Raw genomic sequence first — 13,371 nt, 5'->3', positions numbered from 1 at the left:
GTCCTTAGCTCAGCTGGATAGAGTACCTGGCTACGAACCAGGCGGTCGGAGGTTCGAATCCTCCAGGACGCGCCACTCATTGAAACAGCCTCGCAATTGCGAGGCTTTTTTGTATCTAGACATCTGAAATATGGCGTAGGATCACTAGAGCCTATGTTCCTCTTTTTTAAAAGCGAATATGTGCGTATCTAAGCAATTTGGTATCAAGCTTCTGTCGCATCGTGTGAAATCATCCTGATTATCCCTCCTATACACTGACTTCCATTTTTCATTTCAATTACTCTTATGTAGTTACTTTGTTTGTTATTTGTTTATTAATTGTTAGTTTTATTCATCTTTTTGTTTTTGTTGGTTTTTACTGCGTGAGTACCGATTTGATTTTGAAATCTAAATCGCAGTTTTTATTTATGTCCTCCTTTACTCTGTTCATAAGGTGGTAGCGATTTGAAGTGATTATTTTGTCATGAACTGTGATCTGGGTAGTGAATAAATAATCATTTATCAGGATTACTACAAACCTTCCTTAAACAAAATTGACAAAATTTAACCAATCGAGATAATCCATGGGTCGGGATTTGACACTATTAAAGTCCTGCACGTTGTCAGGATGACAAAGAAAGGAAGCAACATGACTAATATAGGAAGCCTGCTAGTAGATGCGGCCACCCTGATGCTAACGGGGATGGCGGTCGTATTTATTTTCCTCACTATTCTTGTTTATCTCGTTCGGTTAATGTCGAAATTGGTACCAGAAGAAGTACCAGAGCCGATCGCAGCACCAAAAACAAACACTAATATTCAATCAACCTCTTCAGCTGTTAGTCCACAAGTAGTGGCGGCGATCTCGGCTGCGATTCATAAACATCGCGCCTCATTCGCGAAGTAGCCGAACTAGGATTAAAAAGGAGTTTAAGAGCATGTCTAAACCACTAGCTATTACTGATGTGGTCCTTCGTGATGCCCATCAATCACTATTTGCTACGCGTATGCGTATTGAGGATATGCTGCCTATCGCAGCTGAGTTGGATAAGGTTGGTTACTGGTCTCTAGAGACTTGGGGTGGTGCAACATTTGATTCTTGTATTCGATTCTTAGGGGAAGACCCTTGGGAGCGTTTACGTGAACTAAAAAAAGCGATGCCTAATACACCAATGCAAATGCTACTGCGTGGTCAAAACCTTTTAGGATACCGCCATTATGCCGACGACGTAGTAGAGAAGTTTGTTGAACGCGCGCATGCTAACGGCATGGATGTATTCCGTATTTTTGATGCAATGAATGACGTGCGAAACTTCCAGAAAGCCGTTAAAGCAACGGTTGATGTTGGTGCGCATGCTCAAGGTACGTTGTCTTACACTACGAGCCCAGTGCATAACGCAGACACTTGGGTTGACTTGGCAAAACGCCTAGAGGATTTAGGTTGTCATTCGCTGTGTATTAAAGATATGTCTGGCTTACTTAAGCCTTATGAAGCGGAAGAGCTTATCACGCGTATCAAAGCGTCTTGTGATGTGCCATTGGCACTTCATTGTCATGCAACAACGGGGCTGTCTACAGCAACAGCGGTAAAAGCAGTAGAAGCCGGTATTGATATTCTCGATACTGCGATTTCTTCAATGAGTTGTACTTACGGTCATACACCGACTGAAACGGTAGTCGCTATGCTAGAAGGCACCGAGCGAGATACCAATTTGAAACTCGAGCAACTGGAACCTATCGCCGCATATTTCCGTGAGGTACGTAAGAAGTATGCGAAGTGGGAAGGCCAGTTAAAAGGAGTCGATTCACGCATCCTGATTGCTCAAGTGCCTGGTGGTATGTTGACCAATATGGAAGGCCAGTTGAAAGAGCAGGGCGCTGCGGATCGCATTGATGAAGTATTAGAAGAGATCCCTCGTGTACGTGAAGATCTTGGTTTCATTCCATTGGTGACTCCAACTTCACAGATCGTCGGTACGCAAGCGGTGATTAACGTTCTTACTGGCGAGCGCTATAAGAGTATTACCAAGGAAACCGCTGGCCTATTGAAAGGTGAGTACGGTCAAGCGCCAGCGGAGTTAAATGCAGAACTGCAAGCGAAAGTGCTTGATGGTAAAGAGCCAATTACCTGTCGTCCTGCCGATTTACTTGAGCCTGAAATGGAGACGCTTACGGTTGATCTGATGGAGAAAGCGAAATCAGAAGGCATTAAGCTAGCAAGTGAGCGTGTTGATGACGTACTCACTTATGCACTTTTCCCTCAAGTTGGACTTAAGTTCCTTAAGAATCGTGAAAACCCAGAAGCATTTGAGCCAGCACCAACGCTAGAAGCTGCGAAGCCTGCTGTACCTGTAGCTCAACCAGCAACTGGTGGTGTAGAAACTTATAGTGTACGTGTTGACGGACAGGTGTATGAGGTGGAAGTTGGCCCTCAAGGTGAACTGACATCTGTTGCTCCTTCTAATGCACCGGCAAAATCGGCTACACCTAGCACACCTTCTAATGCTTCAGCTGAAGCGGTGCCTGCTCCTCTTGCAGGTAACATCTTCAAAGTGAATGTTCAGCCTGGTGCTGAGGTAGCTGAAGGCGATGTATTGCTCATCCTTGAAGCGATGAAAATGGAAACTGAAGTACGAGCGGCGCGTGGTGGTGTGGTTCAAGAGCTGAACGTTAAAGAAGGCGATGCTGTCACAGTAGGTGCGCCTCTGTTGAGCCTGGCGTAAGGGAGTATCATGGACGGATTGTTAACCCTTTGGGCAGAAACAGGGATCGCTAACTTCGAGTTCGGCCAAATCTGTATGATGCTGGTTGGTTGTACTTTGCTGTTTTTGGCAATTAAAAAAGGATTTGAACCTTTACTGTTATTGCCGATTGGTTTCGGTGCTATTTTGGCGAATATTCCAAATGCTGGCTTTACTGAGCCTGGTGGCTTGCTCTACTACGTTTACTACATTGGGATTGAATCGGGTGTGTTCCCGCTATTGATCTTCATGGGTGTGGGCGCGATGACTGACTTTGGTGCTTTGATCGCAAACCCAAAAACGTTGTGGTTAGGTGCGGCTGCGCAGTTTGGTATTTTTGCAACACTGTTTGGCGCTATTTTGCTCAACTATGTACCTGGCATGGAGTTCTCCATGGCAGATGCTTCGTCTATCGCGATCATCGGTGGTGCTGATGGGCCAACAGCGATTTTCTTAGCGAGTAAGCTCTCTCCAGATCTGCTAGGTGCGATTGCAGTCGCGGCATACAGCTATATGGCATTGGTGCCGATCATCCAGCCACCAATCATGAAAGCACTGACAACCAAGGAAGAGCGTCAAATCAAGATGGCTCAGCTTCGTCATGTTGGTAAATGGGAGAAAGTCATCTTCCCGCTTGCTGTATTACTGATGACGATTCTGTTCTTACCTTCAGCTACGCCATTGGTTGGTATGTTCTGTTTGGGTAACTTGATGCGTGAAGCTGGTGTGGTCGATCGTTTATCGAAAACTGCTCAAAATGAATTGATCAACATAGTGACTATCTTTTTAGGTCTTGGTGTTGGTTCTAAGCTGCAAGCTGAGCAGTTCTTGAACCTAGAAACGTTAGGTATCTTGGGGTTAGGCGCAATTGCATTTAGTATCGGTACTGGTGCGGGCGTCCTGATGGCGAAACTGCTTAACAAGTTCTCGAAAGAAGACATCAACCCACTTATTGGTGCGGCTGGCGTTTCTGCGGTACCAATGGCCGCGCGAGTCGTAAACAAAGTTGGTTTACAAGCTAACCCGCAAAACTTTTTGTTAATGCATGCGATGGGACCAAACGTTGCTGGTGTGCTGGGTTCAGCCGTTGCGGCTGGTATATTGTTAGCACTTGTTGGTTAGACATTATTGAAAATGGAATGATCAACCAATTTACAAAATCACGATTAACTTAGGTTAACAAAATGGTTTATAGTCAAAGGGATGCTTTCGCATCCCTTTTTGTTTTCTTGCAGGGAATGGTTTATGGAACACAAACAGATCGTTACCACTGAGTTTGGTGATGCCAACGTACTCGCGATTCAACATGCTTCTACACCATCACCACAGCCTGGTGAAGTCTTAGTAAAAGTCGCTTTTTCAGGCGTAAATCCTATTGATGTCAAAACTCGAGCTGGGCTCGGTTGGGCAGCAGCGCAGAATAAGGATAATTTACCTTGGGTGCCAGGTTACGACATCTCAGGAAAAGTGATGTCTTGTGGAGAGGGGGCATCACGTTTTAATGAAGGTGATGAGGTGGCTGGATTTATTGGTTTCCCAGTTCGAGGCGGTGGTTACAGCCAATACATATGTGTTCCAGAAACAGAGTTAAGTCATGTTCCTAGCTCTGTCACTTTGGAGGCAGCTGCTGCATTACCGCTGGCGGGACAAACTGCGGCACAAGCTCTCAGTAAGGCTAATGTGACTGAAAACGATCGCGTACTTATCCTTGCTGGAGCCGGTGGTGTTGGACACCTCGCGGTACAAATTGCGATCGCGACGAAAGCGGAAGTCTTTACAACCTGCAGTGAACGAAATCTAGACTACCTTGCGACGCTCGGTGCTCATGCAGTGAACTATCAATTTGCACCAGTGTCAGAACGTGTTGAAGATGTTGATGTTTTGATTGATTTAGTAGGCGGAGATGCTGCGTTAGATGCGCTTAAATGCCTGAAAGACAATGCGAGAGTCATCACCGTTCCAACCATAACTGCTGAGCTGATTTGTGAAAAAGCCAAACTCCTAGGCTTTGAGGCTAGTGGCATGTTGGTTGAACCAGACCCTGCGCAGTTAGATACCTTGTTGTACATGGTCGGCGTTGGCTTACTGAAGACTGAAATTCAACAGGTTTATCCTATGAGTGATGTCATTGGTGCTCACCAGCAGGTCGAATCAGGAAGAACCAGAGGCAAGGTGTTGCTTGATATGACATGCTAGAAGCATTTAACACGAGTTTTGAAAGTTTAGCGCTTTGGTTTTCAGATTCAGCATTATGGGTGCTTTTCATGACCGGTTTTCTCAGTGCCACGTTGTTGCCTGGTGGTTCTGAGGCGGGCTTAGTTGCCACTCTCTCATTAAATCAATACTCCGTTTCTTCAATTGTTATGGTCGCTACTATCGGTAATACGCTTGGTGGCTTAACAAATTATTGGCTTGGCTTGTGGATTCCCAACAAAGCACAAGAGGAAAAGCACGGTCATACCGCATTAAAGTGGCTCTCTAAGTATGGCTATTGGGGATTATTTTTTAGCTGGTTACCTGTAATAGGAGACCCGCTGTGTTTAGCCGCAGGGTGGCTAAGAATGAAGTTTCTGCCTTGCGTGATTTTAATATTTTTAGGAAAGGCTGCTAGGTATAGCTTACTTGCGGCCATCTATCTCGGATTATTTTAAGGAAAGTACATGAAGATGTTTTGGGTTGGCGCGTGTTCACTGTTGGTGATCACGGGCTGTGCATCAAATACGCCAGTTTCATCACTGCCGAAAGGGGTAACTTTCGTTGAGTCATCGAAAGCTGAAGAAGGCAAAGTTAAGATTCCATACCAAAAGTATAAACTCGATAATGGTTTAACGGTGATCTTAGCTCCTGAAGATTCTGACCCATTGGTCCATGTGGATGTGACTTACCATGTTGGTTCAGCTCGTGAAGAAGTGGGTAAGTCTGGTTTTGCGCATTTTTTTGAGCACATGATGTTCCAAGGTTCAGAGAACGTTGGTGACCAAGAGCACTTCAGAATCATCACAGAGGCTGGCGGCACGTTAAATGGTACAACAAACCGCGATCGTACTAACTACTTTGAAACTGTCCCTGCTAACCAGCTCGAGAAAATGCTGTGGTTAGAGTCTGACCGTATGGGCTTTTTGCTGGATGCGGTTTCTCAACGCAAATTTGAAATTCAGCGTTCTACTGTAAAAAATGAGCGAGCTCAGCGTTACGATAATCGTCCTTATGGCTTAATTTGGGAGCGCATGTCCGAAGCGCTATATCCTGAAGGTCATCCGTATTCGTGGCAAACCATTGGTTATGTTGAAGATCTTGATCGTGTTGATGTGAACGACCTCAAAGCGTTTTTCTTGCGTTGGTATGGCCCAAACAATGCAACTATCACGATCGGTGGTGACTTAGACGTTGAACAAACTCTAGAGTGGGTAAATAAGTACTTCGGTTCGATTCCTCGTGGTCCTGAGGTTGAAAATGCGCCGAAACAACCTGCAAAACTGCAAGAAGATAAATACATCACTCTAGAAGATCGTATTCAACAACCTATGGTGATGATCGCGTGGCCAACAACCTACAACGGCGAAGAAAGCCAAGCGTCTCTCGATACATTATCGGAAGTATTGGGTGGCGGTACCAACAGCGTGCTCTATCAAGACCTAGTGAAGACTCAAAAAGCGGTCGATGCTGGTTCATTCCATGATTGTGCTGAACTGGCGTGTAACTTTTACGTTTACGCAATGGGTGATTCTGGAGACAAAGGCGACCTATCAAAACTGTACGACGAGCTTTTACAATCACTGAATCAGTTTGCGGAAAAAGGCGTGACAGAAGATCGCCTTGAGCAGTTGAAGGGTAAAGCGGAAGCGGATGCTATTTTTGCGCTAGAAAGCGTTAAAGGTAAAGTGACTCAGTTGGCTTCCAACGAGACATTTTTCGGCGATCCTGATCGTCTTGAGCAACAGCTTGAACAAATCCGTGCAGTTACGCCGACTTCGGTAGAAAAAGCGTATACGGACTTTATTCAAGGTAAGAACAAAGTGACCCTAAGCGTGGTCCCAAAAGGAAAAACAGACCTTGTCGTAAAACCTGCGACCTTTGTGACGCCAAAGCGTACGCTGCCAGAATATGAGAAGATTTCCGATGACCAATTGGCGTATCGTCGTGCGACCGATAACTTCGATCGCTCAGTGCAACCGCCAGTAGGAGAACCAGTGAAAGCGACGATGCCAGAGCTGTACGAGTTACATTTCAAGAATGGCTCAGAGCTGCTTGGTGCAGTTAGCGATGAAACGCCGACGGTGATGATGCAATTTAGTCTACCTGCAGGGACACGTTTTGTTGAAAAGGGTAAAGAAGGTCTTGCCCAATTGACCGCTGCGATGTTGCAAGAAGGTACAACGAAACGCAGTGTCGAAGAGATTCAAGCTGAGCTTGATAAACTGGGTAGTGTTATCTCTGTTAATGCCACAGGTTATACAACAAACATCAGTGTTTCTGCTCTAGAAAAGAACTTAGAGCCGACGTTAAAAATTGTCGAAGAGATGTTGCTGTCTCCTGCATTTAATCAAGATGATTTCGAGCGTGTAAAAATGCAAGCGCTAGAAGGCCTGGTATATGAGCACCAAAATCCAAGTTGGATGGCGTCACAAGCGAGTCGCCAGGTGCTCTATGGGGATTCGGTTTTTGCTCGACCAAAAGACGGCACGCAAGCAGGTGTCAGTGCATTAACGTTGGATGATGTCCGTGAATTCTACTCGAAGCATTACACGCCACAAAGTGCGCAAATCGTCGTTGTTGGTGACATCAATAAACAGGAAATTGAGCAGCAACTGACGTTCTGGAAAAACTGGCAAGATGAAGCTGCGCCATTGTATGCACCGCAAAGCATTGCTGCATTAGGTGAGCAAAAGCTCCATCTTGTTGATAAACCAGGAGCGCCGCAAAGTGTGGTCATGATGGTTCGTCAAGGTATGCCTTACGACGCAACGGGCGATTTTTACCTAAGCCAACTGGCAAACTTCAACTTAGCTGGGAACTTCAATAGCCGCATTAACCAAAATCTACGTGAAGACAAGGGTTACACATACGGTGCTTACGGATATTTCTCTGGGAATCCAGAAACAGGCTCGGTGGTTTTCACCGCGCAAGTACGAGCGGATGCAACGGTTGCTTCGATCATTGAGATGGAAAATGAGCTAAATGAATACTCGCAGTCAGGTATTACTGATGAAGAGATGAAATTTATGCGTCAAGCGGTCGGTCAAAAAGATGCACTGAAATATGAAACACCAACACAAAAAGCGGAGCTCATCAGTGATATTCTTAAGTACAACCTCGATCATGATTACTTGCAGCAAAGAAACGCTATCGTAGAAAAAGTCGATAAGCAGACGTTGAATGCGCTGGCTCAGAAATGGTTTGATCCAAATGACTATCAAATTATCGTCGTTGGTGATGCTAAATCGTTGCGTCCTCAATTAGAAAAGTTGGGGAAAGACGTAGAAGAGCTTGAAATCATTCGATAGAGTACACATTTAATAGCGGAGAAACGTTTCTCCGCTATTCATCTAGATAAGCAACTTTTCGTGGGTTATTTATCTAGATGCATTAATTATCAATAACTTAGCTTACACTTGTGTTATGTAACAAGTGTCCTGCTCCCAATATAAGCGAACCTCATTTTGACTGATTTTGCTGCGCGACTAAAAAAAGTTGCATCAAACCCCGAAGTATTTAAGCAGTTTGGACGCGGTGTTGAGCGAGAAACTTTGCGCTATCGTCAGGATGGACATCTAGCTACAACTCCTCATCCTGAAGGGTTAGGCTCTGCGTTCACAAATCAATGGATCACAACGGATTTTTCGGAATCATTGTTAGAGTTCATTACGCCTGTGTCACATGAAATTCCAGAACTGATGGCACAGCTGAAAGATATCCATCATTTCACTCAAACCAAAATGGGTGAAGAGAAAATGTGGCCACTATCAATGCCTTGCTACGTAGGCTCAGAGGATGATATTCAGTTAGCCCAGTATGGCTCTTCGAATGCAGCGAAAATGAAAACGCTGTACCGAGAAGGCCTAAAGCGTCGCTATGGCAGCCTGATGCAAATTATTTCAGGTGTCCACTTTAACTTCTCGTTTCCTGAAACATTTTGGGATGCGCTCTATGGCGAGCAAGATGAACAAGCCCGCCAAGATGCTAAGTCTGATGCGTACTTTGCGTTGATCCGTAATTACTACCGCTTTGGCTGGATGATTCCCTACTTCTTTGGTGCATCACCAGCGTTATGTAGCTCTTTTATTCAAGGTCGTGAAACCGATCTGCCATTCGAGAAGATTGGCGGGACATTATATTTGCCGAAGTCGACGTCTTTGCGTTTGAGCGATCTTGGCTATACCAATAGTGCTCAAAGTGTGCTGAAAATTGGTTTTAACAGCATTGACCAATACCTCGATGGTTTGAGTGATGCGATTCGCCACCCATCAGAAGAGTTTGCGAAAATTGGGGTAAAAGTGGATGGTGAATACCGCCAGCTTAATTCCAATATCTTACAAATTGAGAATGAACTGTACGCTCCGATTCGTCCAAAACGTGTATCGAAAAGTGGTGAGAAGCCTTCAGATGCGTTACGACGCGGTGGTGTCGAATACATTGAAGTTCGTTCTCTAGATGTTAACCCATTCAGCGCAGTGGGCTTAAATGAAGAGCAAGTACGATTCTTGGATCTCTTCCTTACCTGGGCGGCCTTGTCAGACTCAGACCCTATGGATAACTGTGAATTAGAGTGTTGGCGCGATAACTGGAATAAAGTCATTGTTTCTGGCCGTGAAAAAGGTCTAATGCTGCAAATTGGTTGTCAAGGTGAACGTCTATCTCTACAAGATTGGGCACACCGAGTTTTCGTCGAGTTACGTCAAATAGCACAGCAAATGGATATGACCGCTGGTGGCAGTGCATACCAAGATGTGTGTAATCAACTCGAGACATGGATTGATAACCCAGAACTAACGATCTCTGGTCAACTATTAGAGCTAACGAAAGAGCTGGGTGGGCTAGGTAAAGTTGGTTGTACTCTTGGTATGAAGTACCGTGATGAAAACCTAGCTCACGGTTATCAGTACTACTCACAAGATACGATGGAAACGGAAGTAGCGTCGTCCGTGGAAAAACAAAAGCAAGCAGAGCAGAGTGACACGCTTTCTTTTGATGATTTTTTGGAAGATTACTTTGCTTACCTGAAGCAGTAATGACTAACTAAGGATTGGTGCGGTTGAACATTAAGTCGTCAGTAGTAGCGGTACTTGGAAGCGTGTTACTTGCAGGTTGTGCTACGGCACCGCCAAAGCAGCAGAATAACTTATGCGAGATATTCCGAGAGAAATCCGGTTGGTACGATGATGCCAAAGATATGGAAGATGAATGGGGGACCCCTATTCATGTCGCTATGGCCATCATTAAACAAGAAAGCAGCTTTCGGCACGATGCAAAACCACCTAAAGATTATTTGCTAGGGTTTATTCCTTGGGGACGAGTCAGCAGTGCGTATGGTTACGCTCAAGCTCAAGACCCTGCTTGGGAAGACTTCCAAGATGCCACAGGTCAGGGTGGCTCTCGTACCAACTTCGATGATTCTATGATGTTTGTCGGTTGGTATACTCATGAAACACGGCGTCAGCTAGGGATTTCATTATGGGATCCCTATAACCAGTATCTGGCTTATCATGAAGGGCGAGGTGGGTATAAGCGAGGTACTTATAATCGAAAGCCTAGTTTAATCAAAGTCGCTCGACGTGTTGAACAAACAGCGAAAACTTATGGCTGGCAGCTGAAGCAATGTCGTCAGGAATTAGAAGACAACAGCAGCTGGTTCTTTTAGCCCACAGTCAGTTCATGTGCTGTAGGGATGAATGACATTTATCCATTACCGAAAGGTACTGGAGTTACAATCAGGAGAGATGTAATGCCTTTACTCGATAGTTTTACCGTGGACCACACTCGTATGAATGCACCCGCTGTACGAGTGGCGAAAACCATGCAGACCCCAAAAGGGGATACGATTACTGTTTTCGACTTACGCTTTACTGCGCCAAACAAAGACATTCTTTCTGAAAAAGGTATTCACACCCTAGAGCACCTTTATGCAGGCTTTATGCGTAATCACCTAAACGATGATTCTGTTGAGATCATCGATATTTCGCCTATGGGTTGCCGCACAGGTTTTTACATGAGCCTGATTGGCACACCATCAGAGCAGCAAGTCGCAGATGCTTGGATTGCAGCAATGGAAGATGTGCTGAAGGTAGAAAGTCAGAATAAGATCCCTGAACTTAACGAATACCAATGCGGCACGGCAGCAATGCACTCTTTAAAAGAAGCACAACAGATCGCAAAGAACATTTTGGATGCTGGTGTTTCGGTGAACAAAAATGATGAACTTGCTTTGCCTGAGTCGATGTTAAAAGAGTTGCGCATCGACTAGGTGCTCATTAAGAAGCATATTGCCCCAATAAGTAAAAAAGCCTGACATGAGTCAGGCTTTTCTTTTGGTTATTTGGATGTCGATTTTTTCTTCTTCGGATAAACACGAACGAGCTTGATTCGGTTCTCTTCAATCTCAACAAGTTCCATTGGGTGACCCGCTACTCTCACACTTAGATGGCTCTCAGGAATATCTTCCAAGTGTTCTAAAATGAGCCCGTTTAGCGTTCTCGGACCATCCGTTGGTAAATCCCACTTCAGGCCTTTGTTGATATCTCGGATATTGGTGCTGCCTTCAATAAGGAAGCTTCCGTCACCTTGAGGACTGATCTCATCAGAGAGGCTTGGAGAAATTGACGTCGTGAACTCACCAATGATCTCTTCCAGAATATCTTCAAGAGTAATTAGACCGATGATATCACCGTACTCATCCACGATCAGACCGATACGTTGCTTGTTACGTTGGAATTTTAACATTTGCACGTTCAGTGGTGTGCCTTCTGGGATGTAATAGACCTCATCAGCAGCACGTAATAGCGTTTCTTTGTTGAATTCGTTCTTTTCCAACATCAGACGATAAGCTTCACGCAAGCGCAGCATGCCAACCACTTCATCAATTTGGTCACGATAGAAAACTATGCGTCCATGTGGTGAGTGTGTTAGCTGGCGAACAATGGATTTCCAGTCGTCGTTAATATCAATACCGGTAATTTCATTGCGTGGGACCATAATGTCGTTCACGGTGACGTGCTCAAGATCTAAAATAGACACTAGCATGTCTTGGTGTCGGCGAGGGATCAAACCGCCAGCTTCATTTACCACCGTACGCAGCTCATCGGAGCTAAGATGATCTTCTGCTGAGTGATCCGCTCTTACACCAAGTAAGCGGATAAAGCCATTCGTAATAAAGTTAACAAGCATCACTAAAGGCGACAGTAACTTCATCAGTATGGTCAATAATATACTGCTCGCGTAGGACACACGTTCAGGGTAAAGCGCTGCAATTGTTTTAGGGGTAACCTCGGCAAAAACCAATACAACCATAGTTAGTGCACCGGTTGCGATAGCGACACCTAAATCACCATACAAACGCATACCAATAATGGTCGCGATAGCAGACGCGAGAATATTAACGAGGTTGTTGCCGATAAGAATAAGACCAATCAAACGATCTGGACGGTCTAATAGTCTTTCGACTCGCTTAGCACCCTTATGCCCGTTTTTGGCTAAGTGTTTTAAGCGATAACGATTCAGAGACATCATCCCTGTTTCTGAACCGGAAAAGTAACCTGATATGACGATAAGACACGCGAGTAGCGCAAACAAGATACCCGTAGAGATGTCGTCCAAAACGTTGCTGTTCCTTGTAAGTATTGGGTTATATAACGGTTGAGTAAGTCCGTTAAGTCAAAGAGTTAAGGCGTACTGTATTTTATCTAGCCTAAAATATAAAGGATAGGAGCCCTAGAGCTCCTTAATTCAAGATGATTTCTTTTACAAAGCGACTGCCAAAATATGCCAGAGTCAACAGTGTTGCTCCTGCAACAGCGAACCATGTGACTTTTCTACCACGCCAGCCTTTTTGATAGTGACCCCAAAGTAGTATTGAGTACACCACCCAAGCGATGAAAGAAAGAATGCCCTTATGTGCCTTACCTTGGGCAAACATATCCTGCACAAAGACAAAGCCAGTAATGAGCGTGGCAGTTAACAATAAGTTACCGATCAAAATAATTTTGAAGAGTTGACGCTCCACCATTAATAGAGGCGGCAGGTTTGGGTTAATCGCCAAAGATTTTTTTGCTTTCAGTTTGTGATCCAGCCAAGCCAACTGAAGCGCATAGAGTGCCCCGATAGTTAAAGTCGCGTATGAGAAGAGCGCAAATGAAATATGAATGAGTAGCTTAGGGTCATTCTCTAGGTGCTTTATAAACGTGCTTGGCAAAAATGTGGCAGCAGATAAATTGATGGCAGCAAAGCTATAAACGACAGGCAATAAAAACCACAGTCGGTTTTTCAACATAGCAAGGCTCATGACCAGAGAAATAATAAAACTGATCAAAGAAGCCACGTTGAGAATACTCAGGTTTTGACCTGAACCATCAAAAATCAGATCACTCAAAATCCACGCATGAAAAACAAGCGCACAGGCAGCACTAGCAAACACTGTTTTTGCTTTGATTCCTGACTG

Annotated in this window: 11 protein-coding genes; 9 read left to right on the top strand and 2 right to left on the bottom strand. The window is 44.8% G+C overall.

Annotated elements, in window-relative coordinates; genetic code table 11:
• Nucleotides 1-628 precede the first annotated feature (628 nt).
• The 9 genes from R7041_RS16960 to luxS all read left to right on the top strand — a co-directional run bounded on the left by R7041_RS16960 (nt 629) and on the right by luxS (nt 11,181).
• Nucleotides 629-886, top strand: coding sequence for an oxaloacetate decarboxylase subunit gamma (locus tag R7041_RS16960; RefSeq protein ID WP_005379932.1), 258 nt, complete (start codon nt 629-631; stop codon nt 884-886).
• Nucleotides 887-917: 31 nt separating this feature from the next.
• Complete coding sequence (gene oadA / locus R7041_RS16955; RefSeq protein WP_053306769.1) at nt 918-2,702, top strand: sodium-extruding oxaloacetate decarboxylase subunit alpha; 1,785 nt, start codon at nt 918-920, stop codon at nt 2,700-2,702.
• A gap of 9 nt (nt 2,703-2,711) precedes the next feature.
• Nucleotides 2,712-3,842: a sodium ion-translocating decarboxylase subunit beta gene (locus tag R7041_RS16950; protein ID WP_064368765.1), complete on the top strand. Its 1,131-nt coding sequence runs from the start codon at nt 2,712-2,714 to the stop codon at nt 3,840-3,842.
• Between the two features lie 123 nt (nt 3,843-3,965).
• Nucleotides 3,966-4,916: an NADP-dependent oxidoreductase gene (locus R7041_RS16945; protein WP_064368764.1), complete on the top strand. Its 951-nt coding sequence runs from the start codon at nt 3,966-3,968 to the stop codon at nt 4,914-4,916.
• Complete coding sequence (locus R7041_RS16940) at nt 4,910-5,371, top strand: YqaA family protein (RefSeq protein WP_005379938.1); 462 nt, start codon at nt 4,910-4,912, stop codon at nt 5,369-5,371. The genes R7041_RS16945 and R7041_RS16940 overlap by 7 nt, the downstream gene beginning before the upstream one ends.
• Before the next feature lie 9 nt (nt 5,372-5,380).
• Nucleotides 5,381-8,224, top strand: a complete 2,844-nt coding sequence (locus R7041_RS16935; RefSeq protein ID WP_132936927.1) for a M16 family metallopeptidase — start codon at nt 5,381-5,383, stop codon at nt 8,222-8,224.
• Between the two features lie 156 nt (nt 8,225-8,380).
• Nucleotides 8,381-9,949, top strand: coding sequence for a glutamate--cysteine ligase (gene gshA / locus R7041_RS16930; RefSeq protein WP_132936926.1), 1,569 nt, complete (start codon nt 8,381-8,383; stop codon nt 9,947-9,949).
• Nucleotides 9,950-9,972: 23 nt separating this feature from the next.
• Entirely contained in the window at nt 9,973-10,578 is a 606-nt protein-coding gene (locus R7041_RS16925) for a hypothetical protein (RefSeq protein ID WP_005379943.1), read from the top strand.
• Nucleotides 10,579-10,662: 84 nt separating this feature from the next.
• A complete protein-coding gene (gene luxS / locus R7041_RS16920) occupies nt 10,663-11,181 on the top strand; it encodes an S-ribosylhomocysteine lyase (protein WP_005379945.1) in 519 nt (172 codons plus the stop codon).
• Between the two features lie 68 nt (nt 11,182-11,249).
• On the opposite strand, the gene R7041_RS16915 is transcribed toward luxS, so the two are convergent.
• Entirely contained in the window at nt 11,250-12,530 is a 1,281-nt protein-coding gene (locus R7041_RS16915) for an HlyC/CorC family transporter (RefSeq protein ID WP_005379948.1), read from the bottom strand.
• Between the two features lie 124 nt (nt 12,531-12,654).
• On the bottom strand, nt 12,655-13,371 hold a 717-nt coding region (locus R7041_RS16910), incomplete at its 5' end, for an inner membrane protein YpjD (protein ID WP_318128664.1).

Origin of the sequence: Vibrio sp. 1751 (assembly GCF_033339895.1) — a bacterium.
In the GTDB taxonomy this organism is placed as follows: Bacteria; Pseudomonadota; Gammaproteobacteria; order Enterobacterales; family Vibrionaceae; genus Vibrio; species Vibrio alginolyticus.
This window is presented reverse-complemented; position numbering and strand designations above follow the sequence as displayed.